Here is a 26,691-nt window from a genome sequence, read left to right on the forward strand (position 1 = left end):
TGGTTCGTGTCGGACCGGCGGCAGGCTCCTCATCCCGCCGCCCGCCAGCGTTGTTCCTTGCTACACCAGCCAGAACACCACTATGGCATAGCCAAGGCAGATCAGCATCGGCGGCCAGCCCAGGCTGCCGATGAAGTAAAGCCAGATCAGATGGATCAAGGCCGACCCGAGCAGCGTGATGAACAGCCGGTCGCCCCGGGTGGTTTCGATCCGCAGAATCCCGACACGGGGCGTTTCGGGCCAGCGGATGGCAAGCAATGTCATCACGATCAGCAGGCAGGCAATCACCCAGAAAAACAGGGCAATCGGAAAGGTCCAGGCCATCCAGCCGCCGGGGATCAGTGGGGCAACCCAGTCTTTCGCGCCGTCCTTGACCGGCACGGCCCAGCACAGGGCGGCCAGAACCGCGCCCATCACGGCGGCAAGGGCGGCGTAGATCGTGGCCCAGCGGGATGCGGTCATCATCACACCCTCCCCAGGGCAAAGCCCTTGGCAATGTAGTTGCGGACAAACCAGATCACCAAGGCACCCGGCACGATGGTCAGCACCCCGGCGGCGGCCAGAACGCCCCAGTCCATGCCGCTGGCCGAAACCGTCCGGGTCATGGTGGCGGCAATGGGCTTGGCGTTGACGCTGGTCAGCGTGCGCGACAACAGCAGTTCCACCCATGAGAACATGAAGCAGAAGAAGGCGGCGACACCGATGCCGCTGGCGATGAGCGGCATGAAGATCTTGATGAAGAAGCGCGGGAAGGAATAGCCGTCGATATAGGCGGTCTCGTCAATCTCCTTGGGCACGCCGCGCATGAAGCCTTCCAGAATCCACACCGCCAGCGGCACGTTGAACAGGCAATGCGCCAGCGCCACCGCGATATGGGTGTCGAACAGGCCGACGCTGGAATAAAGCTGGAAGAACGGCAGGGCAAAGACTGCGGGCGGCGCCATGCGGTTGGTCAGCAGCCAGAAGAACAGGTGCTTGTCGCCCATGAACGTATAGCGGCTGAAGGCATAGGCCGCCGGCAGGGCAACCGTCAGCGAGATGACCACGTTCATCGTGACGTAGATGATCGAGTTCACATAGCCCATGTACCAGCTTGGGTCGGTCAGGATCACCACATAGTTGCGCAGCGTGAAGCTGTTCGGGAACAGCGTGAAGGTCGAGGTGATCTCGGTGTTGGTCTTGAAGCTCATGTTCACAAGCCAGTAGATCGGCACCAGCAGGAACAGCAGATACAGCGTCATCACCAGGGCAGAGCCACGCAGCCGCATTACTTGCCCTCCTCTTTGTCAAGATTGGTCATCACGGTGTAGAACACCCAGCTCACCAGCAGGATCACCAGGAAATACATCAGCGAGAAGGCGGCGGCGGGACCAAGGTCGAACTGCCCGATGGCCATCTTCACAAGGTCGATCGACAGGAAGGTGGTCGAATTGCCGGGGCCGCCGCCGGTCACGACGAAGGGTTCGGTATAGATCATGAAGCTGTCCATGAAGCGCAGCAGGATGGCGATCAGCAGCACCCCCGCCATCTTGGGCAGCTCGATATAGCGGAACACGCTCCACCGGCTGGCCTGATCCACGCGCGCGGCCTGATAATAGGCGTTCGGAATGGATTGCAGGCCGGCATAGCACAGCAGTGCGACAAGGCTGGTCCAGTGCCAGACATCCATCACGATGACGGTGATCCAGGCATCCAGCGGGTCGTTGGTATAGTTGTAGTCGATGCCGATCTTGGACAGGTAGTGGCCAAGAAGGCCGATGTCGACGCGCCCGAAGATCTGCCAGATCGTCCCCACCACGTTGAACGGAATCAGCAGCGGCAGCGACATGAGGACAAGACAGACCGAGGCCCAAAACCCCTTTTTCGGCATGTTCAACGCAATGTAAATGCCCAGGGGCACCTCGATCGCAAGGATGATGGCCGAGAACAGGATCTGCCGGCCCAGGGCTTCGTGCAGCCGCGAGGAGGTAACCATTTCCTCGAACCACTCAAGCCCCACCAGGAAGAATTCATTATTCCCGAAGGTGTCGTTGACCGAATAGTTCACGACGGTCATCAACGGGATGATGGCCGAGAAGGCCACGATCACCAGCACCGGCAGGACAAGGAACCACGCCTTGTTGTTCTGGGTCTTGTCCATCAGGCGGCCCCCCCTTCGACGCGCCAGTCGTCGGCATAGACATTGATGCGGTCCGGCGTGAACCGGACATGGGTCAGCGTGGTATCGACGGCCATGCCTTCCGGCGCGATCACGTTGACCGAAGTGCCGGCCACCTCGCCTCTGATGATGCGGTGGCGGCCCACGTCCTCGACCCGGCGGATGGTGATGGGCAGCCCGTCGCCCCGGGTCAGAACGGCGTATTCGGGCCGGATGCCGATCTGCGACTTGCCCGCAATCGGCGCATAGCTGGCGCCCAGCGGGACAGGTGCGCCCTGCACATAGGCGGTGTCGCCGCGGATGTCGGCCGGCAGCAGGTTCATCCCAGGCGATCCGATGAAGTAACCCACGAAGGTATGGGCGGGCCGTTCGAACAGATCTTCGGGTGTGCCCATCTGCACCACACGGCCATCATACATGACGACAACCTTGTCGGCGAAGGTCAGCGCCTCGGTCTGGTCATGGGTGACGTAAATCATCGTATGGCCGAACTCGCGGTGAAGCTGCTTCAACTGGGTGCGCAGCTCCCACTTCATATGCGGGTCGATCACCGTCAGCGGTTCGTCGAACAGGATGGCATTCACATCCTCGCGCACCATGCCGCGGCCAAGGCTGATCTTCTGCTTGGCATCGGCGGTCAGGCCACGCGCCTTGCGGTCAAGCATGGCGTCCATGCCGATCATGGCGGCGATCTGGTTCACGCGCGCCTTGATATAGGCCGCATCCATTCCCCGGTTCCGCAAGGGGAAAGCCAGGTTGTCGCGCACGGTCATCGTGTCGTAGACGACCGGAAACTGGAACACCTGCGCGATGTTGCGTTCCGACGTTTCGGCATCGGTCACATCGCGGTCACCAAACAGGACGCGGCCTTGGCTGGGCTTCAGCAGGCCCGAGATGATGTTGAGAAGCGTGGTCTTGCCGCAGCCCGACGATCCAAGCAGGGCATAGGCGCCGCCGTCCTGCCAGACGTGATCCATTTCCTTCAGGGCGAAATCCTGTTCGCCGCGCGGTTTCGGAAAGTAGCTGTGGGCCAGTTTGCTGAGGGTGATCTGTGCCATGGTCAGGCCGCCGCCGCATAGGCCGCCGGCGCGGCAAGCCGCCCCTCGGCATCGAAGATATAGACATGCGCCGGGTCAAGCCAGACGCTGACCTCGGTTCCCGGTTGCAGGTCATGCACGCCATGCACCAGACCCACCCAGCGATCATTTCCGTGGGTCAGGTGAAGGAAGGTTTCCGATCCGGTGATCTCGGTCACGCCCAGCAGGCAGCGGAATTCGACGGTCTGGCCGGAATGTGTGTTGAGATGCAGGTGATTGGCGCGGAAGCCGGCGGTATAGCGCCCGTCTGGCAAGGCCGCGAAGGCGCCGTCGGCGGGGCTGTTGGCAAGGCCGCCGAAATTCATGCGATGGCCTTCCTTGAAGCAGGACACAAAGTTCATCGGCGGATCGCTGAAGACGCGCGCGGTCGTGGCGTCGGCGGGCTGGCGATAGACGGTTGGTGTGGGGCCGAACTGGGTAACGCGGCCCTCCCAAAGCGTTGCCGTATTGCCGCCCAAGAGAAGCGCCTCTTCGGGTTCCGTGGTGGCGTAGACGAAGATGGCGCCGGATTCCTCGAAGATGCGTGGGATTTCGGCGCGCAGCTCCTCGCGCAGCTTGTAGTCAAGGTTGGCAAGCGGCTCGTCCAGCAGCACCAGCCCGGCTTCCTTGACCAGCGCGCGCGCCAGCGCGCAGCGCTGCTGCTGGCCGCCCGAAAGCTCAAGTGGCTTGCGGTCCAGCATCGCGGTGATCTTCAGCATCTCGGCGGTGGCCCGGACCGCCCGGTCGATTTCCGCCTTGTCCTTGCCCAGCAGACGCAGCGGAGAGGCGATGTTGTCATAGACCGACATGGCCGGGTAGTTGATGAACTGCTGGTAAACCATGGCAACCTTGCGGTCCTGAACGCGGACGCCGGTCACGTCGGCACCGTCCCATTTCAGGCGGCCCGCGCTTGGCACATCCAGCCCGGCCATCAGCCGCATCAGGGATGTCTTGCCTGACAGCGTGGGGCCGAGAAGCACGTTCATCGTGCCCTTTTCCAGCGTCAGTGTCGTGGGGCTGATCTGCATCTGCCCCTTCACGATCCGGCTGACGGCTTGCAGTTCCAGTGCCATCCTTCCCCCTTCACTCCGCCGCGGGGCTGATCGCCCCGTGGTTCGCCGCCTCGGCCATGAAGGCATCCAGCGTGGCAACCTGTTCTTTTGACATGCGAAGGCCCAGCTTCGTGCGCCGCCAGACCACATCTGCGGCGGCCCGCGCGAATTCGCGCGCCATCAGCCAGCGCACCTCGGCCTCGGTCAGGGTGGCGCCGAAATCGCGGCCAAGGTCCGCGGCACTGGTGGCCTTGCCCAGAAGCGTTTCCGCTTCGGACCCGTAGGCGCGGATCAGGCGACCGGCCCAGTAATCGGTCAGGAAGGGGAAGCGGTCCTTCAGGCGTCGGGTCAGGGCGGCCACGCCATCATGCGGAAAATCGCCACCGGGCAGCGGAACCCGGGCCGTCCAGGCGCCCTTGGCCTGCGGAAAGAACGGGTGCAGCTTTTCCAGCGCGCTTTCGGCAAGGCGGCGGTAGGTGGTGATCTTGCCGCCAAAGACATTCAGCAGCGGCGCGCCGTTGCCATCCAGCGAAAGCACATAGTCGCGGGTGGCGGCCGTCGCGGATTTCGCACCGTCGTTATACAGCGGGCGGACGCCGGAATACGTCCAGACCACATCCTTCAGGGTGACGGGGCGCGCAAAATACTGGCTGGCGAATTTCAGCAGATAGTCCCGCTCTTCATCGGTGCAGACCGCATCCTTCGCCGCGCCCTTGTGGTCCTTGTCGGTGGTGCCGATCAGGGTGAAGTCCTGCTCATAGGGGATGGCGAAGATGATCCGCCCGTCCGACCCTTGCAGAAAATAGCAGCGGTCATGGTCGTAAAGCTTCCGCGTCACGATATGCGATCCGCGGACAAGCCGCACGCCTTCGGTCGAATTGATGTGCACCACGTTGCGGATCACATCTTCCACCCAGGGGCCGCTCGCATTGACCAGGGCATGTGCGTGATGTGTCCGAATCCCGTCCGGGCCTTCGGTGATGATTTCCCAAAGTGCGCCTGCGCGGCTGGCCTGGGTCACGCGGGTGCGGGTCAGCACCGTTGCCCCGCGCTGTGGGGCATCGCGGGCGTTCAGGGAAACCAGCCGGGAATCCTCGACCCAGCAGTCCGAGTATTCATAGGCATGACGGAAGCGCGATTGCAGCGGCTTGCCGGCCGGATCGCGCGTAAGATCCAGTGTGCGGGTGGGCGGCAGGATCTTGCGGCCACCAAGCGTGTCATAAAGGAAAAGACCCAGCCGGATCAGCCAGGCCGGACGGCGCCCCTTCATCCAGGGCATCAGGCGGCCAAGGGTTCGCCCGATGGGCGTGTCCCCCTCGAACCGGATGTCGGGGTGATAGGGCAGCACGAAGCGCATCGGCCAGGCGATATGCGGCATCGCCACCAGAAGCGTCTCACGCTCTTCCAGCGCCTCGCGGACAAGGCGGAATTCGAAATACTCCAGATAGCGAAGGCCGCCATGGAACAGTTTGGTCGATGCAGAGGAGGTTGCCTGCGCAAGGTCGCCCTGTTCGGCGAGCACCACCGAAAGACCACGGCCCGCGGCATCGCGGGCAATGCCGCAGCCGTTGATGCCGCCACCGATAATGAACAGATCGGCCACATCGGGCCGCGTCGTCTGAGTCACGCCAATCTCCTCCCAGTGGGGAGAGGTTGAAGCGAATCCGGGCAGCCGGTCAATCCATTTCTTTCGTTTATGCGCGAAATGAAATAAAACGAATTATGACGCGCCGCTGCCTTCTGGTTGGGCCGGCCCCGGAGAGGGGCCATGGGGCACAGGACCAGATGCCGCGCTGCGGCATGTTTTCCAAGGGGATGGGCAGGCCATTTTCTGCCTTGAACCAGCGGTCCGCGCGGCCGAAGGTAAGCCACCAGAAACGAAGCAAAAGGAACGCACCATGGCGCTCAGCTTCCGCCAGAGCGAAATCCTTGAAATCGCCCGCGCCGAGGGGCGCGTGGTCGTCGAGGATCTTGCCCACCGTTTCGACGTGACGCTTCAGACCATCCGGCGCGATCTGTCGGAACTGGCGGATCTGGGGCATCTGGACCGGGTGCACGGCGGCGCGGTGGCGCGCACGGGGGTTGCGAACCTTGGCTATGAACAACGCCGCCGCATGAACGAAGGGGCCAAGGCCGCCATCGCGCGGGCCTGCGCGGCGGCGATCCCGGAAAACTGTTCGCTGATCCTGAACCTTGGCACCACGACCGAAGCGGTGGCGCAGGAACTGCTGACCCATCGCAACATCACGGTGGTCACCAACAACATGAACGTGGCCAATTCTCTGGCCGTCAACCCGGGCTGCGAGATCATGGTGGCCGGGGGCGCGCTGCGGCGGTCGGACGGCGGCCTTGTGGGCGAACTGACCACGCAGTTCTTTGAACAGTTCAAGGTCGATATTGCCGTCATCGGCACCTCGGCGCTGGACCGGGATGGCGATCTTCTGGATTTCGACCTTGCGGAAGTGCGGGTGTCGAAGGCCATCATCCGGCAGGCGCGGAAGGTGTTCCTGGTCTGCGACCATTCAAAACTTGACCGCTCCGCCCCGGCGCGGCTGGCGTCGCTGTCGGAAATCACGGTCCTGTTTACCGATCAGCCGCTGCCGCCGGATCTGGCGCAGAAATGTGCCGATTGGGGCACGCAGGTGGTGGTCGCCGGTTAGAACCGGACGGCGCGCATGTCGCTGGCCGGGATGCCCAGGCGGGCAAGGGCGGCCTCGTCGGGCATCCGGTGCTGGCGCAGCGCGGCGCTGGCTTCGCCGGCGGCGGCAAGGGTCGAGGCGGCGTTCCCGAGGAAGCGGAACAGGCGGAGCATTTTCAAGGGCCTTCTGGTTGCAGATCGTTCTGCCTGCAACATGGGGGGCTGACCGTCATGCTGCAACGCAGCAACGCGAATGTCCGCCATGACACCGACGCATGGCCCGCACAAGAAAAGACCCGGCGCGCGGCAGTCGCGGGCCGGGTCTTTCCGCAGCATGTCGGGCGGTCAGTCCTCGTCGCCCCCGAACTGTGACAGCGCCTTGCCCCGGCCGATGGCGCGCAGGACCAGCGGCAGAAGCAGCGCAATCGCCGACAGGGCCAGCAGCGTGGCCGAAACGCCGGATTGGAACAGTGTCGTCCAGTCGCCCTGGCTGATCGACAGCGCCCGACGCAACTGCTGTTCGGCCATCGGGCCAAGGATCAGGCCTACCACGACCGGCGCGATCGGATAGCCGAAGAGCCGCATCGCATAGCCCATGATGCCGAAGACCAGCAGCAGGCCCAGTTCGAAGGCCGACGGGTTGGCGCCGATGGTGCCCAGCGTGGCGAACATCAGGATGCCGGCATAAAGCCAGGGCCGCGGGATGCTGAGCAGTTTGACCCACAGCCCGATCAGCGGCAGATTCAACACCAGAAGCATCAGGTTTGCGATCAGAAGCGAGGCGATCAGCGACCACACCAGACCGGGATTGGTGGCAAAGAGCAGCGGCCCCGGTTGCAGCCCGAACTGCTGGAAGCCTGCCAGCATGATTGCGGCGGTGGCCGTGGTCGGCAGGCCCAGCGTCAGAAGCGGCACCAGCGTGCCCGCTGCGGCGGCATTGTTCGCCGCCTCGGGGCCGGCCACGCCTTCGATGGCGCCATGGCCGAACTCTTCCTTGCCCGGCGATTTGGCCAGCTTGCGTTCGGTCGAATAGCTGAGGAACGAGGCGATGTCGGCCCCGCCCGCCGGCATCGAGCCGATGGGAAAGCCGATGAAGGTGCCGCGCAGCCAGGGCACCCAGCTCCGCTTCCAGTCGCTGCGGTTCATCCAGACCGATCCCTTGACGGCAATCACCTCGTCATCGGTGCCGGCATGGTTGCCGGCAATGGCCAGCGCCTCGCCCACGGCAAACATGGCAACGGCCAGGGTGGTGACCTCGATCCCGTCCAGCAGATCGGGCACGCCCCAGGCCAGGCGGGCCTGTCCGGTCAACTGGTCGATCCCGATGCAGGCCAGCGCAAGCCCGACGAACAGCGAGGTCAGCCCCCGCAGGGTGGAATCGCCGAAGGCGGCCGAAACCGTCACGAAGGCCAGCACCATCAGCGCGAAATAGTCGCGCGGGCCGAAGACCAGCGCCAGCTTCACCACATGCGGCGCAAGGAAGGCCAGCAGCAGCGTGGCAATCAGCCCCGCCACGAAAGAGCCGATGGCCGCGGTGGCCAACGCCGGGCCGCCCCGGCCGCGGCGGGCCATCTTGTTGCCTTCCAGCGCGGTGACGATCGACGCACTTTCCCCCGGCGTGTTGAGCAGGATCGAGGTGGTCGATCCGCCATACATGCCGCCGTAATAGATGCCGGCGAACATGATCAGCGAACCGGCCGGGTCCAGCCCGTAGGTCACGGGCAGCAAAAGCGCGACCGTCAGCGCCGGGCCGATGCCCGGCAGAACGCCGACCATGGTGCCCAGCGTGACGCCGATCAGCGCATAAAGCAGCAGCATCGGGTCCAGCGCGGCGCCGAGGCCCTGCATCAGGAAATCGAAGGAACTCATTTCACCCCCGGAAAGAACAGATGTTCAAGCGGGCCGGCGGGCAGGCTGAGCATCAGGAGCTGCGCGAAGACCAGCCAGACAAGGAATGAGGCGGCGATGCCGACCGGAATCGAGAAGGCAAGGTTGCGCTTGCCGAAGGCGCGGGCGGTGAAGGCGAACATGACGCCGGTTGCAATCGAGAAACCGGCGATCTTGAGGGTGACAAGCTGGAACGCCAGACCGCCGACGATCCAGAACAGGGGCACCGGGTCTTGCCGCGGGCGGGCGGGAAACTTGCCCAGCACCGCCTCGACCGCCGTCCAGATGGCAAGCAGGACAAGACCGATGCCCACCACGCGCGGCGCACTGGCCGGGCCAACACCGGAATAACCGCCGCCGACATCGGCCAGACGGGCCGCATCGAACAGCAGCACACCGCCCAGACCGGCCAGAATCAGGGCGATGACCAGCGCCGCCCGGTCGGGGCGGCGCTGGAAGCGGAGATCATCCCCGTTCATTTCACGAGGCCGATGTCCTTGAGGACAGCCGCGGTTGCGGCGATGTCGGCCTGAAGCTGGGCATCGAACTCGGGGCCGGACAGGTAGGTGTCGGCCCAGCCCTTCTGGGCAAGCTGGTCCTGCCAGCCCTTCGACTTCACCAGCTTCTCGATGTCGGCCGAAACCTTGGCCTTCTGTTCGTCGCTCAGGCCCGGCGCGGCCGCAACCATGCGCCAGTTCTGCAGCACCACATCAAGACCGGCTTCCTTGAGCGTCGGCGCCTCGACGCCCGGAATCCGCTCGGCCGAGGAAACAGCCAGCAGGCGCAGGGTGCCCGCTTCGACCTGGGCCTGGAATTCGCCCAGCGACGAGACGCCGGCCGTGACCTGGGCGCCGAGAATGGCGGCAAGGGCCTCACCACCGCCCGAGAAGGCGATGTAGTTGATCTTGGTCGGGTCAACGCCGGCCGCCTTGGCGATCAGGCCCACGGCGATGTGGTCGGTGCCACCGGCCGAGCCGCCGCCCCAGGACACGGCGCCGGGATCGGCCTTCAGCGCGGCAACCAGATCCTCGATCGTCTGTATCGGCGACGAGGCGGGAACCACGATGGCCTCATATTCACCCGTCAGGCGGGCGATGGGGGTCACGTCGGCCAGCGTCACCGGCGAGGCGTTGGTCAGGATGGCGCCCACCATGACATAGCCGCCGACGATCAGCGCATCCGGGTTTCCGGCGTTCTGGCTGGCGAATTGCGCCAGGCCGATGGTGCCGCCCGCGCCGGGCACGTTCACCACCTGCACGGTGGGCGAGATGCCTTCGGCCTGCATCACCTCTTGCATGGTGCGGGCGGTCTGGTCCCAGCCGCCGCCCGGATTGGCCGGCGCCATGATGGTGTAATCAGCCGCCGCCGGCAACGCCATGGCGCCCAGCATCAGCGCCCCGAGTGCGAAATTCCGCATTGCATCCTCCCCTGGACCGGCGCCGTGTCGGGGCCGTGTCCTGTGTCTTGCCTTTGTGTGAAGGGGTGCCGGCCTCTCCCAAAGCCGTCCCCGTGCCGCCCCTCCTCCGGGGCTGCATGAGGCACATCAGCACAGAAAGCTGTCACGAACCTGTCATCAGGGCGAAAGGGCCTGTTGCCAGCGTTCGATCAGGCGGGCGCGGGTGGCCTGGTCAAGATAGGCCAGCAGCCCCGGCCCCACCGGAACCGGCTTCAGCCGCAGCCCGGTCAGATCATCCAGCGCGCCCGATGGGGTTTGCCCGCCGGCAACCTCAAGGCTGACTGCGGGCAGACGCAGGCTGTGTGACAGCTCGGCCTGGCCGTCGGGTGACATTAGCCAGGCCAGCAGCGCTTCGCCCAGATCGGGGTGTGCGGCGGCGCGCGGCACCAGCGCGACGCGCGACACCACCACGGTGAAATCGCGCGGCAGCGTCATGCCCACGGTATCGGGGTGCTGGCGGGCCCATTCGGCGACATATGAGCCGAGGAGGTTGTAGCCAACCGCGATTTCTCCGGTCGAGATGCGGCTGAGGAGGTCGCCCGAAGTGGGATATTGCTGCACGCCAGAGGCCCCCATGGCGGCGATCACCTGCCAGATGCCGGGGAACAGATCCTGATCCCGCGCCAGGAACAGATAGCCCACACCCGACCGGGTGATGTCATAGGTGCCGATGCGCCCCCGCGCCTCATCCGGGTGGTCGGCCATCCAGCGCATCAGATCGGCGCGGGTGGCGGGCGGCGGGTGGTTGGCAAAGCTGGGGCGGTGCCAGGCAAAGACCGCCGGTTCATAGGTCAGCGCATAAGCCGTTTCGCGCCACATGGCCCAATCGGGCCAGTCGGCGGTGTCGGGTGTTACCGTGCGGCGACCGTAGCCGTCATTCACCAGCTTGACCTGAAGGTCCATGGCCGAAGAGAACACGAAATCGGCCGTGCGCCCTGGGCCATCGCTTTCGGCAACGATGCGGTCATGGATTTCGCCGGTCAGCAGATCCTCGTATCGGATCGAAAGGCCGGGGTGCGCTTTCTGGAAGGCCGCCAGCAACGGCGCTGCCAGCGCGGTATCAAGCGAGGAATAGACCACCATCTCGGTCGGCGGCGCCGCTGGGTCGGCGGCGGGAAACAGCGTGACCTCTGCCCGCAGGGCTGGGGCGACCAGCAGCAGGACCGGCAGCAGGACATGGGTAAGGCGCGCGCGCATGGCCCAAGACTGCGGTCAATCCCCCGCCCGGCACAAGCGCGATGTTCACAAGCCGGTCCGCGCCCTCTAGTCTTTGGCCGGCACGGGGCACCACGAGGGGGGAAAGGCCATGCGCATCCTTCTGGTCGAGGATGACCGGTCGCTGGCCGAAGGGCTGATGACGCTGCTGCGCCAGTCGGGCTATGCGGTCGATCTGGTGCATGACGGCGCCTCGGCCGAGGCCGTCGCGGCGGCGGAAAATTTCGATCTGGTGATCCTTGATCTGAATCTGCCGCAAATGGACGGGCTTTCGGTGTTGCGCGCCATGCGCAGCCGGCGAAACACGGCGGCGGTCATGATCCTGACCGCCCGCGGCGCCCCCGAAGACCGGGTGCGCGGCTTGGACCTCGGGGCCGACGACTATCTGATCAAGCCCTTCGACGTGGGCGAGTTCGAGGCGCGGGTGCGGTCGCTGTTGCGCCGGCAGGCCGGGCTGAAAAGCGCGACCGTCAGCTTCGGCCCGCTGGTGCTGGACCTGACCACCCGCAGCTTCACGCTGGACGGTGCGCTGCTGGACCTGCCCGCCCGCGAACGGGGCCTTCTGGAACTGCTGATCCGCAAGGCGGGCAAGGTCGTCGCGCGCGAGGTGATCGTGCAATCGCTGACCTCGCTTGAGGACGAACTGTCGGCCAATGCGATCGAGCAATATGTCTCGCGGCTGCGCAAGCGGCTGGCGCCGGCGGGGCTGACCCTGCGCACCGCGCGTGGCATCGGCTATTATCTGGACCACCTGCCGCCGGGGGCCGCCGATGCCGGCTGATCCGCAGGCGGCGGTTACGGCGGGGCGGGTCTGGTCGATCCGGCGGCGGCTTCTGGCCTGGCTGCTGATCGCGACGCTGCTGATGGGGGCGCTGGCGCTGGCCGACACCTGGGCCGAGGCACAGCGCACCGCCGACGAACTGGCAGATCGGGTGCTGGCCGGGTCTGCGATGGTGATTGCGGAACGCGCGGCGCTGAACGGGCAGGGCGTGCTGGAAATCGCCATTCCCTATGGCGCGCTGGAAATGCTGACCTCGGCCGCGCAGGACCGGGTGTTCTATCGCATCGACAGCCCGGCGGCGGGCGGCCGGCTGGTCACCGGCTATGGCGATCTGCCGGTCGCCCCTGCAACGCCCGGCGGCGGGCCGGCCTTTGCCGATGTGGTCTATCGCGGCGTTCCCGTGCGGATCGCCAGTCTGGCCCGCGCGGTTTCGACCGGCATCGACGAGGTGCCCTTCACCGTGACCATGGCCGAAACCACGCTGGCGCGTGAGGTGCTGGCGCGCGACATCCTGCTGCGGTCGGCGCTGCGGCTGGCGGGCATGATCCTGGGCGCGGCGCTGATCGTCTGGATCTCGGTGACGGTTTCCCTGCGCCCGCTGGCCCGGTTGGGCGAAGCCATCGCCAGCCGCAATCCGGGCGACCTGCGCCCGGTGGAAACTGCGGTTCCGGCCGAGGTGCGGGCGCCGGTGCGGGCGGTCAACTCGCTGATGGGCCGGTTGGAGGGGGCACTGGCCGGATTGCGCAACTTTACCGGCAATGCCGCGCATCAGTTGCGCACACCGATGACGGTGATCCGCACCCAACTGGCGCTGGCCGGGCGGGCCGAGGATACCGCGACCGCCCGCGCCGCCGTGCAGCGCGCCGATGCCGCGCTGACCCGGGCTGAACGGGTGCTGGCGCAACTGCTGGCGCTGGCGCGGGTGGATGCGGCGCAGGGCCATGGGGTGACGCAGGCAGAGGTGATGGATCTGGCCCCCCTGGTGCGCGATCTGGTGGCCGGGCACATTCCGGCCGCTGCCGAGGCGGGCGTGGATCTGGGGCTTGAGATTGCCGGCCCCGCGGACGCCCGGTTTTCCGTGCTGCTGGAACCGATGCTGTTCGGCGAAGCCCTGCACAACCTTGTGTCGAACGCGGTGATCCATGCCGGGTCCGGCGCCGTGGTCACCGTTCGGCTGGAACGGGCCGAAGGCGGCATCCGCCTGTCGGTGGAAGATGACGGGCCGGGTATCCCCCCGGCGGCGCGGGCGCGGGTTCTGTCGCGCTTTGACCGGGGCGCGGCGGATGCAAACGCCCCGGGCATGGGGCTTGGCCTGCCCGTGGTGCAGGAAATCGCGCATCTGTTCGGCGGTCGGCTGGACCTTGCGGCCGGGCCGTCGGACCGGGGCCTGTCCGCCCGGATCTGGCTGCCCGAGGTCGGGGCGGCATAGGCACAGGTCCTGCCGCGCCCCCTGTCGCCCCGGTCAGGCCCGTGCTACCCAGCCGGCACCATGACCGGCTCGCGCAATCCCCGTCTCGGCATCTTCCTGATGATCGCCTCGGTCGCCGCTTTTGCGGCGCAGGACGGGTTTTCCCGCGGGCTGGCCGGGGAATACAACACGCTGATGGTGGTGATGATCCGCTACTGGGCCTTCGCGGCCTTTGTCCTGGTTGCCGCCCTGCGCCGCCCCGAAGGCCTGCGTGCCGCCACCCGCACCCGCCGCCTGCCGGCCCATCTGCTGCGCGGCACCTTGCTGGTGGCCGAAATCTGCCTGATCGTCTGGGGCTACACGCTGATCGGGCTGATCGAAAGCCATGCCCTGTTCGCCATCTGCCCGCTGCTGGTGGTTGCGTTGTCCGGCCCTGTTCTGGGCGAAAGGATCGGCCCCGCCCGCTGGATGGCGGTGGCGGCGGGGATGGTCGGGGTGCTGGTCCTGCTGCGCCCCGGCGCCGGCGTTTTCTCCTGGGCCGCGCTGTTGCCGCTGTCTTCGGCCCTTCTCTTCGCGCTGTTTTCGGTCCTGACCCGGCTAACCACGCGGGACGAGCCAACCTTCCCGGCCTTCTTCTGGCCCGCCATCGCCGGCGCTGTGCTGATGACCGTGATCGGCCTGCCGAACCTTGAACCCGTCCACCCTGACGACATCGCCCCGCTGGCGGCCTATTGCGCCATCGCGATCCTGTCGAACTGGCTGATCCTCAAGACCTATGAACAGATCGAGGCGGCGCGGGTGCAGCCCTATGCCTATCTGCAGATCGTTTTTGTCGCCGGCATCGGCATTTCGGTTTATGACGAGGTGCTGACGCTTCCTGTCGCGCTTGGAGCGGCTATCGTGATCGCGGCGGGGCTTTTCGCCCTGTCGCTGGAAAGACGCCCGGAAGGCCGCGCCCCATGACCACCCCGCAGAACACCCGCCTTGGAATCTGGCTGATGATCGCATCGGCGGCGGTCTTTGCCGCGCAGGATGGCGTCTCGCGCCATCTGGCCGAGGCGACGAACGTCTACATGGTGGTGACGATCCGCTTCTGGTTCTTCGCGGTCTTCGTGATGCTGCTGGCCGCCCGCGCGCCGGGCGGGCTGCGGGCGGCCACCCGCAGCGCCTATCCGCTGTTGCAGATCGCGCGCGGGGTGATCCTGGTGGCCGAGGTCTGCCTGATGGTGCTGTCCTTCGTGGCGCTTGGGCTGATCGAAAGCCACGCGGTCTTTATCTGCTATCCGCTGCTGGTGGCCGCCCTGTCCGGCCCGGTGCTGGGGGAAAAGGTCGGCTGGCGGCGCTGGCTGGCCATTCTGGTGGGCTTTGTCGGGGTGCTGATCATCCTGAACCCCGGGGCGGGCGTGTTCTCACCCTGGGCGCTGGTGCCCTTCATCTCGGCGCTGATGTTCGCGCTTTACGGCCTGTTCACCCGCTATGTCGCCCGCAAGGATGCGGCCTCGGTCAGCTTTTTCTGGACGGGAATCGTCGGCGCGGTGGTGATGACGCCCATCGGGCTGTGGCACTGGCAGACCATGCTGCCGATGGACTGGCTGTGGATGGCAACGCTGTGCTGTTCGGCGGCACTGGGGCATTGGCTGATGATCAAGGCCTATGCGGTGGCCGAAGCCTCGGCCATCCAGCCCTTCGCCTATTTCCAACTGCCAATCGTGTCAGTCCTGGGGCTGTTCCTGTTCAACGAAACGCTGCGCCCGAACGTGCCGGTCGGCGCGGCCATCGTGGTGGCGGCGGGGCTGTTCACGCTGTGGCGGCAGCGGGTGCGCGAAAAGCAGACGGCCGGGGGTTAGGGCGTTGCCCCGCCCGGTGGCCGGGCGTAAAACCGCGGCGTCACCCTGAGGAGATTTCCCATGCCTGTGCCCAAGCCTGTTGTCCTGTGCATTCTTGATGGCTGGGGTCTCGGGAAATATCCCGAATATTCGGCCCCGGCGCAGGCGAAGGTGCCCACCTTCAACCGCCTGATGGCGACCTGCCCGAATTCCACGCTGGTGACCTTCGGTCCCGATGTGGGCCTGCCGACCGGGCAGATGGGCAATTCCGAAGTGGGCCATACCAACATCGGCGCGGGCCGGGTGGTGGCCATGGACCTGGGGATGATCGACCTTGCCATCGAACGCGGCACCTTTGCCCGCGAACCGGCGTTGCAGGATTTCATCGCGCGGGTAAAGGCGGCGGGCGGCACGGCGCATATCGCGGGCCTTGCCTCGCCCGGCGGGGTTCATTCCCACCAGGCTCATATTGTCGAGGCGGCGCGGGTAATTGCCGCCGCCGGCGTGCCGGTGCTGATCCATGCGCTGACCGACGGGCGCGATGTGCCGCCCCGGTCGGGCGGGGAACAGGTGGCGGCGCTGGAGGCGGCCTTGCCGCCGCAGGCGAAGATCGCCACCGTCACCGGCCGCTATTACGCGATGGACCGAGACAACCGCTGGGAACGGGTCGAGCAGGCGTTCCGCGCCATCGTGCAGGGCAAGGGCATTGCCACCGCCGCCAGCGCGGCCGAAGCCATTGCCAAAGGCTATGCGCGGGATGTGACCGATGAATTCCTGCCCGCCACGGTGATTGACGGCTACACCGGCATGAAGGACGGCGACGGCCTGTTCTTCATCAACTTCCGCGCCGACCGCGCGCGCGAGATTCTGGCCGCCATTGGCGACCCGGATTTCACCGCCTTTGAAACCGGACCGCGGCCGCATTTTTCAGCGATGCTGGGGATGGTGGATTATTCGACCGCCCATAACGCCTATATGACCACCGTCTTCCCCAAGCAGGATATCGTGAACACGCTGGGGGAATGGGTGGCGAAGCAGGGGCTGACGCAGTTCCGGCTGGCGGAAACCGAGAAGTATCCGCATGTCACCTTTTTCCTGAACGGCGGGCGCGAGGTGCCCTTCGCGGGCGAAGATCGCTTCATGCCGAAATCGCCCAAGGTCGCCACCTATGACCTGCAACCCGAGATGAGCGCGCCCGAGGTTTCCGACCAGTTCGTGGCTGCCATCGAAAAGGGCTATGACCTGATCGTGGTCAACTATGCCAACCCCGACATGGTGGGCCACACCGGCAGCCTGCCCGCGGCCATCAAGGCCTGCGAGGCGGTGGATCAGGGGCTTGGCCGCGCCGTGGCCGCGCTGGAAAAGGCGGGCGGCGCGATGATCGTCTGCGCCGACCATGGCAATTGCGAGCTGATGGTCGATCCGGTGACCGGCGGTCCGCACACCGCCCATACCACCAACCCGGTGCCGGTCATCCTGTTTGGCGGGCCGAAGGGGGCAACCCTGCGCAGCGGCGGGCGGCTGGCGGATCTGGCGCCCACCATCCTGCAGCTGATGGGCCTGCCGAAGCCGCCGGAAATGACCGGGGAAAGCCTGATCGCATGATCCTGCGCACGGCGGCCCTTGTCCTGTGCCTGACGGCGGCGCCCCTGGCGGCGGCGACGGTGGCCGAACAGGCGGCCAAGGCTTCGGCCGATCTCAATTCCGCGATCGAGGCCCTGCAGACCGCCGACACCTCGCGCGACAGGGTGGCGGCGTTGACCCAGACCATCCGCGCCTATGAGACGGGCCTTGCCGCCCTGCGCGAGGCGCTGCGTCAGGGCGAATTGCGGCAGACCACGCTGATGTTGCAGTTCAACGCCAAGCGGGAACGCATCGCCCAGCTTCTGGTGGTGCTGGAGCGGATGGAGAAATCGCCCGGCCCGATGCTGCTGCTGCACCCCTCGGGGCCGGTGGGCACCGCGCGGTCGGGCATGATGCTGGCCGATGTCACCCCCGCCCTTCAGGCCGAAGTCGAAACCCTGAAGGCGGAATTGCAGGAACTGTCCGAACTGCGCGCCTTGCAGGCGGCTTCGGCGGGGATGCTGTCGCGCGGGCTGGCCGAGGCGCAGGCCGCGCGCACCGCGCTTTCGAAGGCGATCTCGGACCGCACCGACCTGCCCAAACGCTTTGCCGAGGATGCTGATGAGCTGAACCGGCTGATCGAATCCTCGGACACGCTTGAGGCCTTTGCCGCCGGCTTGGCGCTGCGCACGGCGGAAAGCGGCAACAACACCTTTGCCAGTTCGATGGGCACGCTGCCCTTGCCGGCGATGGGAACGCTGATCCGCCGCCCGGACGAACCCGATGCCGCCGGGGTGCGCCGGCCCGGCATGGCGCTGGCCACCCGCCCGCGGGCGCTGGTCACCGCGCCCTGGCCTGCGACGATCCGCTATCTTGGCCCGCTGCTCGACTACGGAAATGTGATCGTGCTGGAACCCGGTGACGGCTATCTCATGGTGTTGGCAGGTTTGGGAACACTATACGGAGAAGTGGGGGAAGTCGTCGCTGCCGGGGCACCGCTGGGGCTGATGGGGGGCGATGCGGCGATCACCGCCGAACTGGCTGGCGAGCAACCCAAGGGCACTGGCGCGCGTGACACGGAAACGCTTTACTTGGAACTGAGATTGGGGGCCGCGCCGGTGGACCCGACAGAATGGTTCGCCGCAACCGCGGCAACGGGAGACTGAGAGACCGATGAAGAAACTCGTGATGGCCGCCGCGGGCGGGACACTGGCCGGCGTTATTCTGACCAGTCAGGTCGGGCCGCTGATCGCGCAGGAAGCGTCGAAGGAAAGCTCGGTCTATGAACAGCTTGATCTGTTCGGCGACATCTTCGACCGTATCCGCGCCCAGTATGTTGAGCCGGTCGAGACGGACAAGCTGGTCGAGGCCGCGATCAACGGGATGCTCACCTCGCTTGACCCCCATTCCAGCTATCTGTCCGCCAAGGATTTTGCGGACATGCAGGTGCAGACCAAGGGCGAGTTCGGCGGCCTTGGCATCGAGGTCACCCAGCAGGAAGGCTTCGTCAAGGTCATCTCGCCGATGGATGGCACCCCGGCCGACAAGGCCGGCATCAAGGCCGGCGACTACATCACCCATGTGAACGGGGAATCGATCCTGGGCCTGACGCTCGACCAGGCGGTTGACATGATGCGCGGCCCGGTCGGCAGCGAGATCATCATCACCGTGGTGCGCGAAGGCACCAAAGACCCGTTCGACGTGTCGATCCTGCGCGACACCATCAAGCTGACGGCGGTCAAGGGCCGTGTTGTCGGCAAGGCGGTGGTGCTGCGGATCACCACCTTCAACGACCAGACCACCTCTGGCGTGCAAGAGGCGCTGAAGAAGGGCATCGAGGAACTGGGCGGCATCGAGAATGTCGAGGGCGTGGTCATCGACCTGCGCAACAACCCCGGCGGCCTGCTGAACGAGGCGATCAGTGTCTCGGACGCCTTCCTTGAAAAAGGGGAAATCGTCTCGACCCGCGGCCGCAACCCGCAGGATGGTGAACGCTTCAACGCCACTCCGGGCGATCTGATCGCCGGCAAGCCGATCGTGGTACTGATCAACGGCGGCTCGGCCTCGGCGTCGGAAATCGTCACCGGCGCGTTGCAGGACCATCACCGCGCCATCGTCGTGGGCACCAAGAGCTTTGGCAAAGGCTCGGTCCAGACCCTGATCCCGCTGAAGGGTGACGGCGCGATGCGGCTGACCACGGCGCGGTATTACACGCCGTCGGGCCGGTCGATCCAGGCCCTGGGAATTTCGCCCGACATCGTGGTCAAGCAGCCCGAACCGCCCACCCCGGGCTCGGCTGAAACCGAAGCGAAGGCAGAAGAATCGGCCGCGATGAAGGAGCGGTCCGAGGCCGATCTGCGCGGCGCGATCTCGAACGACTCGATGACCGAGGACGAGAAGCGCGTCTATCAGGAAGAACAGGCCCGGGCCGTGGAATCGGCCAAGCTGCGCGATGAGGATTACCAACTGGCCTATGCCGTGGACATTCTGACCGGGCTGTCGACCATTGCCCATGCCAAGCCCTGAGGCGGCCATGTCGCAGGACAAGGATCTGCCTTACCGGCCCTGTGTGGGTGTTGTGCTGGTGAACCGCGAAGGCCTGGTCTTCGCGGGCCAGCGCATCGACAGCCCGTCGCCCGCCTGGCAGATGCCGCAGGGTGGGATCGACGGCGATGAAAAGCCGAAGGCGGCCGCGCTGCGCGAGCTGTGGGAAGAAACCGGGGTAACGGCCGATCTGGTCGAATTCGTCGCCAAGACCCATGGCTGGGTAACCTATGACCTGCCGCCCGAGCTATTGGGCAAGGTCTGGGGTGGCAAGTATCGCGGCCAGCGACAGAAGTGGTTTCTGTTCCGCTTTCTGGGCAGCGACGACCAGATCCGCATCCAGACCGAACACCCCGAGTTTTCGACCTGGCGCTGGATCGACGTGGACCGGATGATCACCGAGATCGTGCCCTTCAAGCGCGCGGTCTATGAAGAAGTGGTCCGCAGCTTCCGGGCCTATCTCGCCTGACCCTGCCGTTCAGGGCAGGGGCAGGAAGATCACCGCGTTCGGGCCAAGTGTCAGCACCCCGTCGGCCAGCGTGGCGTTCTGCTGCGGCCCTGCCGGCACCAGCGGGGCCTCGAAAGCCAGCGCCACGGTTTCCGGTGACAGGTTGAACAGGCACAGCACCGCCCCCGACCCTTCGCCGCGCTGGAAGGCCAGAACCGGCGCGGGGGTGTCCAGGAACTGCGTCCTGCCCTGGCGCAGCGCCGGGGTGGCGCGGCGGAAGGCAAGCATCGCGCGATAGAACTCCAGCACTGACCCGGCCTTGCCGGCTTGCCCCGCCACATTGCGCGCCGCCTGTGGCGGTTTGACCGGCAGCCAGGGTGTGCCGGTGGTGAACCCGCCCTGCGGCCCGCTGTCCCAGACCATCGGGGTGCGGGTGTTGTCGCGCCCCACCGGCGCCGGCCAGAAGGCAATGCCCTGCGGATCGGTCAGTTCCTCGAATGCCAGTTCGGTATCGGTCTGGCCCAGTTCCTCGCCCTGCCACAGGCAGATCGAGCCTTCAAAGGACAGAAGCAGCGCCGCCGCCTGCTTCGCCAGCGTGTCGGTATCAACGCCGAACCCCGCCCAGCGGGAGGCCTGCCGTGGCACGTCATGGTTGGAAAAGGCCCACATCGGCCAGCCGTCGGGGGCGCCCTTGAAGAAGCCTTCGATCCGGTCGCGGAACACGGCGGGGGAATAATCGCGCCCCAGCATTTCGAAGCTGTAGCACTGGTGCAGGCGACCGGGGGCCGAATAGTCGCCCATCATCTGAATGGCATGGTGGCTTTCGCCCACCTCGCCCACCGAGGCGGCGCCGTAATCATCCAGCAGCGCCCGGATGCGCCCCAGCCAGGCCAGGTTCTCGGGGCGGTTCTTGTCGAACAGGTGATACTGCATCCCGTAGGGGCTGCTTTCCGGTTCGGTCTTGTCGCGGTAATCGGCCGGGTTGTCGCGCAGCAGCGGGTCGTGGAAGAAGTAGTTGACCGTATCGAAGCGGAACCCGTCCACCCCCCGTTCCAGCCAGAACCGCAGCACCGAAAGCGCCCAGTCCTGCACCGCCGGGTTGTGATAGTTGAAATCCGGCTGCTCGGTCAGGAAGTTGTGCAGGTAATACTGCCGCCGGCGTCCGTCCCATGTCCAGGCCGGGCCGCCGAAGACCGACAGCCAGTTGTTGGGCGGCGTGCCGTCATGGCGCGGGTCGGCCCAGACATACCAGTCCGCCCGCGGCCCGCTGCGGCTGGCGCGGCTTTCGGCAAAGAACGGGTGCTGATCCGACGAATGCGACAGCACCTGGTCGATGACCACGCGCAGGCCCAGGCCATGCGCGCGGGCGACCAGCGCGTCGAAATCGGCCAGGGTGCCGAACACCGGATCGACATCGGTATAGTCGGACACGTCATAGCCCATGTCCTTCATCGGGCTGCGGAAGAACGGCGATAGCCAGACCGCGTCGACCCCAAGGTCGGCCAGATAGGGCAGGCGGGCGGTGATCCCCTTCAGGTCGCCAACCCCGTCTCCATCGGAATCCTGGAATGACCGGGGATAGACCTGATAGGTCACCGCGCCTTTCCACCAGTCGTTACCCATTCCCGCCCTCACATGAATTCAACTTGCTCCGGTTCCGGCCCTTGCGCCGCGAAGACGGCAGGGACCAGCCCGGTTGCGCGGCCGATCATCCCGGCCGGATTCACCGGGCGCAAGCCCCTATCGCCGCTGGCCCCTGCCGCCGCGATTGTGTGCATCACAAAACGGCATTTGACCTATGTCGCGGGGCATCGCAATTTGGCCGCCTTGCGTAAAACCCGGAGTCCCTGATGCAGGCCAAGGCCCCTCTGATTACGCCCGTGCTGATTGCCGGGTCGATCATCCTGATGCTGGGCTTTGCCATCCGCGCCTCGTTCGGGGTGTTCCAGATTCCGGTGGCGCAGGAATTTGGCTGGGCCCGGTCGGAATTCAGCCTGGCCATCGCGATCCAGAACCTGGCCTGGGGCATCGGCCAGCCGCTGTTCGGGATGCTGGCCGAGAAGTTCGGCGACCGGAAGGCGATTGTCGCAGGCGCGCTGATGTATGCGGCGGGGCTGGTGCTTTCGGCCTTTGCGGTGACGCCGGGGCAGCATCAACTGCTTGCGATCCTGGTCGGCTTCGGCATCGCGGGCACCGGCTTTGGCGTGATCCTGGCCATCGTGGGCCGGGCCGCCGCGCCCGAACACCGCAGCATGGCGCTTGGTATCGGCACGGCGGCCGGGTCGGCCGGGCAGGTGTTCGGCGCCCCCGCGGCCGAATTCCTGATGCAGTTCATGCCCTGGCAATCGGTGTTCATCGTCTTTGCCGGGGTGATCCTCGCCTCGCTGTTCGCGCTGCCCTTCATCCGCTCGCCCCGCGTGGCAACCCGGGCCGAGCTTGAGGAAACGCTGGGTCAGGTGCTGGTGCGGGCGTTCCGCGATCCGTCCTATACGCTGATCTTCCTGGGCTTCTTTTCCTGCGGCTATCAACTGGCCTTCATCACCGCCCATTTCCCGGCCTTCGTGACCGAACTGTGCGGACCGATCGACCCCGGCGGAATGCTGTCGATGATCGGCATCACCACCACATCCGCGCTTGGGGCGCTGTCGATTGCAACCATCGGGCTGTTCAACATCGTGGGCACCGTCACGGCGGGCTGGTTGGGCAAGCGATACACCAAGAAATACCTGCTGGCCGGCATCTATACCGCCCGCACCATTGCCGCGGCGGCCTTCATCCTGCTGCCGATCACGCCGACCTCGGTTCTGGTGTTCTCGGCGGTGATGGGGGCGCTGTGGCTGGCCACGGTGCCGCTGACCTCGGGCCTTGTCGCGCATATCTACGGGCTGCGCTACATGGGCACGCTTTATGGCTTTGTCTTCCTTTCGCACCAGATCGGCGGTTTCCTGGGCGTCTGGCTGGGCGGCAAGATGTATGACCTGAACGGCGATTACACCCTGGTCTGGTGGATCGGTGTCGGCGTCGGGGCCTTCTCGGCGCTGGTGCACCTGCCCGTGCGCGAACGCCCGATGCAGGTGCAGCCGGCCTGAGCCGTCAGTCCGTCATCGGCATGACCAGCAGAACCGCCAGATCCTTGTCCGGGGTGTAATTGGTCTTTTCGATGACAAAGGTCGTCGGGCCGGTCTTCTTCACCCCGTCGGCACAAAGCGAGATGACGTTCCGCGAGTCGCCCTTGTCCAGCGTCAGGCGGAACTTGCCGACCGGGCCGGCCCAACTGTTGGCGGTGCGCAGCACATAGTCGATGTTGAAAGCCGTGCCATAGGCGGCGGTCTCGCCCGTCTCATCTGTGCGAGACAGGGCTTTCATCAGGGCCTTCGAGGTGCCCGCGTCGATGCAATACTGATTGACCAGATAGGTCTGATAGTCTTCGGGCGGCTCGCTCCAGTAGAATATGCCGCCCGCCGGCCGGTTCACATACTCATGGTGAACCTTGACCTCGGCCCCGGCGGGGAAGGTCTGGGTCCAGTGATAGCGGGTGACGATGGACCAACTGGCTGTGGCATCCTCGGGGATGTTCTGCGCCGGATCGCCTTCGTAGAAATCGGCCAGACCGGCGGCCTTGGCTTCGGCCTGTTTCTCGGGCGGCAGGGCCAGAAGGGCGGTGCGCAACGACCCGGCATCCAGCGTGATCGGCAGGCCCAGCCGTTCCAGATCGGCCGTCACATCGCGGCCGGGGCTGTCATACTGTTCGCTGACGGGGCGGGTCTCGTCATAGGGCGGCTCGATCACGGCGATGCGGTCGATGGTCACCTGAACCGGCTTGCCGTCCACCAGGGCGCGGAAATCCACCAGATCGGGCTTGGTCAGGTCTTCGGGCAGGTTCATCATCGATTCCCACGACGCCCAGACCGAAACCGGCGGCAGGGGAAAGATCACCTCGCCGGTGACATCGGTGGCGGTGGTGTTCTTGAACACATAATCGACGGAAACCTTGTCGACGCTGATGAACAGGTCTTCCTGCAGCATGGCCACCGCATCGGTCTGGCTGAAGGTCAGCCCGGTCGATGACAGCCCGCCGAACCCGTCATTGGCGGCAGCCGGCAGGGCGGTGGAGACAAGCAGGGCGGCAAGCAAGGGGCGCATGAAAACCTCCGGTTCCGAATGAAGGTATCAGACGCCTGTGCCGGGTTTTGCGCAAGGCGGGTTTTTCTTCCCCGCCACCTTGCGGGCGCTGTGCGGGCTTGCGACAAACCCTTGTCACAAGGGAGGATTTCATGCGCCTTGGCATCGCCAGTCTGGTCGCCGGCTATGTGCTGTCGCAGTTCTACCGCGCTTTCCTTGCGGTGCTTGCCCCGGTGCTTGAAGCCGAACTTGGTGCCACCAAGGCCGATCTGGCCTCGGCCTCGGGCTATTGGTTCCTGGCCTTCGGGGCGATGCAGATTCCCGTCGGCATCGCGCTGGACCGGATCGGTCCGCGCCGGACCGCCGCCTTCTGCCTGCTGATCGGCGCGGGTGGCGCGGCGCTGTTTGCCATGGCGGGCTCGCCCTTCGTGATCAAGGTGGCGATGGCGCTGATCGGGGTGGGCTGCTCGCCCGTGCTGATGGCCAGCTACTACATCTTCGCCCGGCAATTCTCGCCCGCGGTCTTCGGCACGCTGGCCGGCATGGTGATCGGCATCGGCAGTCTGGGCAACATCGCCGCCTCGCTGCCGCTGACCGCTGCGGCCGAAGCCTTCGGCTGGCGGGAAACCGTCTGGGCGCTGGCGGGCATCACCGCGCTGATTGCGGCGGCGGTGGCGGTTCTGGTGCGCGACCCGGTTCGCGTGGCCACGCCCGAGGGGCCGAAGGATTCGGTTCTGACGCTGCTGAAGATGCCGGCGATCTGGCCGATCCTGGCGATGATGCTGGTCTGCTATGCCCCGCCGGGCGGGTTGCGCGGGCTGTGGCTGGGGCCCTACTTCACCGATGTCTGGGGCTATTCCCGGCCCGAAGTCGGCATGGCGGGCCTGTGGATGGGGATTGCCATGGTCATCGGCAGTTTTGCCATCGGCCCGATGGACCGCTGGCTGGGCACCCGCAAATGGGTGATCTTCGGCGGCAATGCGGCCATGCTGTGCTTCATCACCGCGCTTTGGCTGGCGCCGCAGCAATCGGCGCTGTTCTCGACGCTGATGTTCGTGGGCGTGGGGCTGTTCGGATCAACCTTCCCCATCGTCATTGCCCATGCGCGGGCCTTCTTCCCGCCGCATCTGGTGGGGCGCGGGGTGACGCTGGTCAACCTGTTCGGCATCGCCTCGGTCGGCATCGCGCAGCATGTCACCGGCTATCTGTTCGCCGCAACGCCCGCCCAGCCGGCCCCTGCGGCGCCCTTTGCCGCGGTGTTCGCCTTCTTCGCGATCACCACCGCGGTCGGGCTGGCCATCTATCTTTTGTCACAGGATCGCACCGACTGAGGGCGCGGCCCGATTCCGCCCTTTCCCCGCGCCCCCTATTACGCTAACAGCCGCCCGTTCCCGCCTTGGGAACGGTGAATGGAGATACCCCGATGGGCTATAAGGTCGTCGTCGCGGGTGCCACGGGCAACGTGGGCCGCGAAATGCTGAACATCCTCGCCGAGCGCGAGTTCCCGGTGGACGAGATTGCCGCGCTGGCGTCGCGCAAATCTCTGGGCACTGAAGTCAGCTTTGGCGACAAGACTATCAAGACCAAGGACCTGGCCACCTTCGATTTCACCGGCTGGGACATCGCGCTGTTCGCGGTGGGGTCGGGGCCGACCAAGGAATACGCGCCCAAGGCCGCAGCGGCCGGCTGCATCGTGATCGACAACTCGTCGCTCTACCGCTACGACCCGGAAATCCCGCTGATCGTGCCGGAAGTGAACGCCGATGCGATCCACATGTACAAGAACAAGAACATCATCGCGAACCCCAACTGCAGCACCGCGCAGATGGTGGTGGCGCTGAAGCCGCTGCATGACCGGGCAAAGATCAAGCGCGTTGTCGTTTCAACCTACCAGTCGGTGTCGGGCGCCGGCAAGGAAGGCATGGACGAGCTTTGGGATCAGACCAAGGCGGTCTACAACCCCGTGCAGGAAGTGCCGCCGAAGAAGTTCTCCAAGCAGATCGCCTTCAACGTGATTCCGCATATCGACGTGTTCCTGGACTCGGGCGAGACCAAGGAAGAATGGAAGATGGTGGCCGAGACGAAGAAGATTCTCGACCCCGCGATCAAGGTGACCGCCACTTGCGTGCGGGTGCCGGTGTTCGTTGGCCATTCCGAGGCGATCAACATCGAGTTCGAGGAGCCGCTGGACTGGCAGGAAGCGCAGGACATCCTGCGCGAAGCGCCGGGCGTGATGCTTGTCGACAAGCGTGAGGCCGGTGGCTACATCACCCCCATCGAATGTGTGGGCGAATTCGCCACCTACATCAGCCGTGTCCGCCAGGATTCGACCGTCGAGAACGGGCTGAACCTGTGGTGCGTGTCCGACAACCTGCGCAAGGGCGCGGCGCTGAACGCGGTGCAGATCGCGGAAGTGCTGGGTCAGCGGGTGCTGAAAAAGGGCTAAGGGGTCTTCAACCCTGTTCGGGAAGGGTCTTGGTCATGGCTGTGACCAAGACCCTTTTCATTGCGACGCGG

General features: G+C 65.7%; 25 protein-coding genes. 12 read left to right on the forward strand and 13 right to left on the reverse strand.

Annotated elements, in window-relative coordinates; all coding sequences use genetic code 11:
* Window positions 1-60 precede the first annotated feature (60 nt).
* From C5F44_RS08835 to glpD, 6 genes are read right to left on the reverse strand one after another with little or no spacing between them, the layout of a single operon-like run.
* Entirely contained in the window at window positions 61-465 is a 405-nt protein-coding gene (locus C5F44_RS08835) for a DUF2160 domain-containing protein (RefSeq protein ID WP_235822582.1), read from the reverse strand.
* On the reverse strand, window positions 465-1,268 hold the full coding sequence (locus C5F44_RS08840; protein ID WP_107673163.1) for a carbohydrate ABC transporter permease: 804 nt from the start codon (window positions 1,266-1,268) through the stop codon (window positions 465-467). The genes C5F44_RS08835 and C5F44_RS08840 overlap by 1 nt, the downstream gene beginning before the upstream one ends.
* Window positions 1,268-2,140 carry a carbohydrate ABC transporter permease gene (locus C5F44_RS08845; RefSeq protein WP_107673164.1) on the reverse strand — a complete coding sequence of 291 codons (873 nt, stop codon included), beginning with the start codon at window positions 2,138-2,140 and terminating at the stop codon, window positions 1,268-1,270. The genes C5F44_RS08840 and C5F44_RS08845 overlap by 1 nt, the downstream gene beginning before the upstream one ends.
* Window positions 2,140-3,216, reverse strand: a complete 1,077-nt coding sequence (locus C5F44_RS08850) for an ABC transporter ATP-binding protein (protein ID WP_107673165.1) — start codon at window positions 3,214-3,216, stop codon at window positions 2,140-2,142. Before C5F44_RS08850 ends, C5F44_RS08845 begins: the two co-directional genes overlap by 1 nt.
* 2 nt (window positions 3,217-3,218) lie before the next feature.
* Entirely contained in the window at window positions 3,219-4,307 is a 1,089-nt protein-coding gene (locus C5F44_RS08855) for an ABC transporter ATP-binding protein (protein WP_107673166.1), read from the reverse strand.
* Between the two features lie 10 nt (window positions 4,308-4,317).
* A complete protein-coding gene (gene glpD / locus C5F44_RS08860) occupies window positions 4,318-5,913 on the reverse strand; it encodes a glycerol-3-phosphate dehydrogenase (RefSeq protein ID WP_107673167.1) in 1,596 nt (531 codons plus the stop codon).
* 271 nt (window positions 5,914-6,184) lie between these two features.
* Here glpD and C5F44_RS08865 point away from each other — a divergent pair, with 271 nt between their 5' ends.
* Entirely contained in the window at window positions 6,185-6,946 is a 762-nt protein-coding gene (locus tag C5F44_RS08865; protein WP_107673168.1) for a DeoR/GlpR family DNA-binding transcription regulator, read from the forward strand.
* Here C5F44_RS08865 and C5F44_RS17985 read toward each other — a convergent pair.
* The 5 genes from C5F44_RS17985 to C5F44_RS08885 all read right to left on the reverse strand — a co-directional run bounded on the left by C5F44_RS17985 (window position 6,943) and on the right by C5F44_RS08885 (window position 11,464).
* The gene (locus C5F44_RS17985; RefSeq protein ID WP_164681919.1) at window positions 6,943-7,098 is read right to left on the reverse strand and encodes a hypothetical protein; all 156 of its coding nucleotides are present in this window, start codon (window positions 7,096-7,098) and stop codon (window positions 6,943-6,945) included. The genes C5F44_RS08865 and C5F44_RS17985 overlap by 4 nt on opposite strands.
* 171 nt (window positions 7,099-7,269) lie before the next feature.
* Window positions 7,270-8,793: a tripartite tricarboxylate transporter permease gene (locus C5F44_RS08870; protein ID WP_107673169.1), complete on the reverse strand. Its 1,524-nt coding sequence runs from the start codon at window positions 8,791-8,793 to the stop codon at window positions 7,270-7,272.
* Complete coding sequence (locus tag C5F44_RS08875; protein WP_107673170.1) at window positions 8,790-9,290, reverse strand: tripartite tricarboxylate transporter TctB family protein; 501 nt, start codon at window positions 9,288-9,290, stop codon at window positions 8,790-8,792. Before C5F44_RS08875 ends, C5F44_RS08870 begins: the two co-directional genes overlap by 4 nt.
* Window positions 9,287-10,228 carry a Bug family tripartite tricarboxylate transporter substrate binding protein gene (locus C5F44_RS08880; RefSeq protein ID WP_107673171.1) on the reverse strand — a complete coding sequence of 314 codons (942 nt, stop codon included), beginning with the start codon at window positions 10,226-10,228 and terminating at the stop codon, window positions 9,287-9,289. Before C5F44_RS08880 ends, C5F44_RS08875 begins: the two co-directional genes overlap by 4 nt.
* 156 nt (window positions 10,229-10,384) lie before the next feature.
* Complete coding sequence (locus C5F44_RS08885; RefSeq protein ID WP_107673172.1) at window positions 10,385-11,464, reverse strand: ABC transporter substrate-binding protein; 1,080 nt, start codon at window positions 11,462-11,464, stop codon at window positions 10,385-10,387.
* 109 nt (window positions 11,465-11,573) lie between these two features.
* On the opposite strand from C5F44_RS08885, the gene C5F44_RS08890 reads away from it, so the two are divergent.
* From C5F44_RS08890 to C5F44_RS08925, 8 genes are read left to right on the forward strand one after another with little or no spacing between them, the layout of a single operon-like run.
* Window positions 11,574-12,263 (forward strand): response regulator, encoded by a 690-nt coding sequence (locus C5F44_RS08890; protein ID WP_107673173.1) that lies wholly within the window; start codon window positions 11,574-11,576, stop codon window positions 12,261-12,263.
* Window positions 12,253-13,692: a sensor histidine kinase gene (locus C5F44_RS08895; RefSeq protein ID WP_107673174.1), complete on the forward strand. Its 1,440-nt coding sequence runs from the start codon at window positions 12,253-12,255 to the stop codon at window positions 13,690-13,692. Before C5F44_RS08890 ends, C5F44_RS08895 begins: the two co-directional genes overlap by 11 nt.
* A 60-nt stretch (window positions 13,693-13,752) precedes the next feature.
* A complete protein-coding gene (locus C5F44_RS08900; protein WP_107673175.1) occupies window positions 13,753-14,634 on the forward strand; it encodes a DMT family transporter in 882 nt (293 codons plus the stop codon).
* Window positions 14,631-15,518 (forward strand): DMT family transporter, encoded by an 888-nt coding sequence (locus tag C5F44_RS08905; protein ID WP_107673176.1) that lies wholly within the window; start codon window positions 14,631-14,633, stop codon window positions 15,516-15,518. Before C5F44_RS08900 ends, C5F44_RS08905 begins: the two co-directional genes overlap by 4 nt.
* Before the next feature lie 60 nt (window positions 15,519-15,578).
* Entirely contained in the window at window positions 15,579-17,102 is a 1,524-nt protein-coding gene (gene gpmI / locus C5F44_RS08910; protein ID WP_107673177.1) for a 2,3-bisphosphoglycerate-independent phosphoglycerate mutase, read from the forward strand.
* Window positions 17,102-18,226 (forward strand): murein hydrolase activator EnvC family protein, encoded by a 1,125-nt coding sequence (locus tag C5F44_RS08915; protein ID WP_107673303.1) that lies wholly within the window; start codon window positions 17,102-17,104, stop codon window positions 18,224-18,226. The genes gpmI and C5F44_RS08915 overlap by 1 nt, the downstream gene beginning before the upstream one ends.
* 7 nt (window positions 18,227-18,233) lie before the next feature.
* On the forward strand, window positions 18,234-19,586 hold the full coding sequence (locus tag C5F44_RS08920; RefSeq protein WP_107673178.1) for a S41 family peptidase: 1,353 nt from the start codon (window positions 18,234-18,236) through the stop codon (window positions 19,584-19,586).
* A 7-nt stretch (window positions 19,587-19,593) separates the two neighbouring features.
* Window positions 19,594-20,073 carry an RNA pyrophosphohydrolase gene (locus C5F44_RS08925; RefSeq protein WP_107673179.1) on the forward strand — a complete coding sequence of 160 codons (480 nt, stop codon included), beginning with the start codon at window positions 19,594-19,596 and terminating at the stop codon, window positions 20,071-20,073.
* A 9-nt stretch (window positions 20,074-20,082) separates the two neighbouring features.
* Here the strand turns inward: C5F44_RS08925 and C5F44_RS08930 are convergent, their stop codons facing one another.
* Complete coding sequence (locus tag C5F44_RS08930) at window positions 20,083-21,675, reverse strand: alpha-amylase family glycosyl hydrolase (protein WP_107673180.1); 1,593 nt, start codon at window positions 21,673-21,675, stop codon at window positions 20,083-20,085.
* A gap of 227 nt (window positions 21,676-21,902) precedes the next feature.
* Between C5F44_RS08930 and C5F44_RS08935 the strand changes: the two genes are divergently transcribed.
* A complete protein-coding gene (locus tag C5F44_RS08935) occupies window positions 21,903-23,141 on the forward strand; it encodes an MFS transporter (protein ID WP_107673181.1) in 1,239 nt (412 codons plus the stop codon).
* A gap of 4 nt (window positions 23,142-23,145) precedes the next feature.
* On the opposite strand, the gene C5F44_RS08940 is transcribed toward C5F44_RS08935, so the two are convergent.
* Window positions 23,146-24,195, reverse strand: coding sequence for a DUF4424 family protein (locus C5F44_RS08940; protein WP_107673182.1), 1,050 nt, complete (start codon window positions 24,193-24,195; stop codon window positions 23,146-23,148).
* 131 nt (window positions 24,196-24,326) lie between these two features.
* Between C5F44_RS08940 and C5F44_RS08945 the strand changes: the two genes are divergently transcribed.
* Window positions 24,327-25,505, forward strand: coding sequence for an MFS transporter (locus tag C5F44_RS08945; protein ID WP_107673183.1), 1,179 nt, complete (start codon window positions 24,327-24,329; stop codon window positions 25,503-25,505).
* 92 nt (window positions 25,506-25,597) lie between these two features.
* Window positions 25,598-26,620, forward strand: a complete 1,023-nt coding sequence (locus C5F44_RS08950) for an aspartate-semialdehyde dehydrogenase (protein ID WP_107673184.1) — start codon at window positions 25,598-25,600, stop codon at window positions 26,618-26,620.
* Window positions 26,621-26,691: the final 71 nt, after the last annotated feature.

The organism is Fuscovulum blasticum DSM 2131 (genome assembly GCF_003034965.1).
GTDB classification, from domain to species: domain Bacteria; phylum Pseudomonadota; class Alphaproteobacteria; order Rhodobacterales; family Rhodobacteraceae; genus Pseudogemmobacter; species Pseudogemmobacter blasticus.

Bases quoted from the DNA above. Each gene is read 5' to 3' on its own strand.
- C5F44_RS08835 (WP_235822582.1), bottom strand. From the start codon at position 465: ATGATGACCGCATCCCGCTGGGCCACGATCTACGCCGCCCTTGCCGCC.
- C5F44_RS08840 (WP_107673163.1), bottom strand. From the start codon at position 1,268: ATGCGGCTGCGTGGCTCTGCCCTGGTGATGACGCTGTATCTGCTGTTC.
- C5F44_RS08845 (WP_107673164.1), bottom strand. From the start codon at position 2,140: ATGGACAAGACCCAGAACAACAAGGCGTGGTTCCTTGTCCTGCCGGTG.
- C5F44_RS08850 (WP_107673165.1), bottom strand. From the start codon at position 3,216: ATGGCACAGATCACCCTCAGCAAACTGGCCCACAGCTACTTTCCGAAA.
- C5F44_RS08855 (WP_107673166.1), bottom strand. From the start codon at position 4,307: ATGGCACTGGAACTGCAAGCCGTCAGCCGGATCGTGAAGGGGCAGATG.
- C5F44_RS08865 (WP_107673168.1), top strand. From the start codon at position 6,185: ATGGCGCTCAGCTTCCGCCAGAGCGAAATCCTTGAAATCGCCCGCGCC.
- C5F44_RS17985 (WP_164681919.1), bottom strand. From the start codon at position 7,098: ATGCTCCGCCTGTTCCGCTTCCTCGGGAACGCCGCCTCGACCCTTGCC.
- C5F44_RS08870 (WP_107673169.1), bottom strand. From the start codon at position 8,793: ATGAGTTCCTTCGATTTCCTGATGCAGGGCCTCGGCGCCGCGCTGGAC.
- C5F44_RS08875 (WP_107673170.1), bottom strand. From the start codon at position 9,290: ATGAACGGGGATGATCTCCGCTTCCAGCGCCGCCCCGACCGGGCGGCG.
- C5F44_RS08880 (WP_107673171.1), bottom strand. From the start codon at position 10,228: ATGCGGAATTTCGCACTCGGGGCGCTGATGCTGGGCGCCATGGCGTTG.
- C5F44_RS08885 (WP_107673172.1), bottom strand. From the start codon at position 11,464: ATGCGCGCGCGCCTTACCCATGTCCTGCTGCCGGTCCTGCTGCTGGTC.
- C5F44_RS08890 (WP_107673173.1), top strand. From the start codon at position 11,574: ATGCGCATCCTTCTGGTCGAGGATGACCGGTCGCTGGCCGAAGGGCTG.
- C5F44_RS08895 (WP_107673174.1), top strand. From the start codon at position 12,253: ATGCCGGCTGATCCGCAGGCGGCGGTTACGGCGGGGCGGGTCTGGTCG.
- C5F44_RS08900 (WP_107673175.1), top strand. From the start codon at position 13,753: ATGACCGGCTCGCGCAATCCCCGTCTCGGCATCTTCCTGATGATCGCC.
- C5F44_RS08905 (WP_107673176.1), top strand. From the start codon at position 14,631: ATGACCACCCCGCAGAACACCCGCCTTGGAATCTGGCTGATGATCGCA.
- gpmI (WP_107673177.1), top strand. From the start codon at position 15,579: ATGCCTGTGCCCAAGCCTGTTGTCCTGTGCATTCTTGATGGCTGGGGT.
- C5F44_RS08920 (WP_107673178.1), top strand. From the start codon at position 18,234: ATGAAGAAACTCGTGATGGCCGCCGCGGGCGGGACACTGGCCGGCGTT.
- C5F44_RS08925 (WP_107673179.1), top strand. From the start codon at position 19,594: ATGTCGCAGGACAAGGATCTGCCTTACCGGCCCTGTGTGGGTGTTGTG.
- C5F44_RS08930 (WP_107673180.1), bottom strand. From the start codon at position 21,675: ATGGGTAACGACTGGTGGAAAGGCGCGGTGACCTATCAGGTCTATCCC.
- C5F44_RS08935 (WP_107673181.1), top strand. From the start codon at position 21,903: ATGCAGGCCAAGGCCCCTCTGATTACGCCCGTGCTGATTGCCGGGTCG.
- C5F44_RS08940 (WP_107673182.1), bottom strand. From the start codon at position 24,195: ATGCGCCCCTTGCTTGCCGCCCTGCTTGTCTCCACCGCCCTGCCGGCT.
- C5F44_RS08945 (WP_107673183.1), top strand. From the start codon at position 24,327: ATGCGCCTTGGCATCGCCAGTCTGGTCGCCGGCTATGTGCTGTCGCAG.
- C5F44_RS08950 (WP_107673184.1), top strand. From the start codon at position 25,598: ATGGGCTATAAGGTCGTCGTCGCGGGTGCCACGGGCAACGTGGGCCGC.